Annotated in this window: 1 pseudogene; it reads right to left on the bottom strand. The window is 30.2% G+C overall.

Annotated elements, in window-relative coordinates:
- Positions 1–32: 32 nt before the first annotated feature.
- Positions 33–212, bottom strand: a pseudogene (locus BN899_RS18445) (cation:proton antiporter); the annotation flags it as partial.

Below are 212 nucleotides of genomic sequence, written 5' to 3'. Positions count from 1 at the left end.
TTTTTAATTATATTTATATATAAATATGACTTTTAAATTATATCTTTATGAAGAAATTTATCCGATGTTAATTTTATTCCAATTGCTCCTATTGGAGCTGTTATAAGTACACTTAATATAGCTATTGCTTGCATTATCTCGCCTCCTATTACCCCCATTTGTAGTGGTATAGCCGCCTTTGCTGATTGTACTGTAGCTTTTGGAAGATAAGC

Source organism: Faecalimicrobium dakarense, from assembly GCF_000499525.1.
Lineage (GTDB): Bacteria > Bacillota > Clostridia > Peptostreptococcales > Peptostreptococcaceae > Faecalimicrobium > Faecalimicrobium dakarense.
This window is presented reverse-complemented; position numbering and strand designations above follow the sequence as displayed.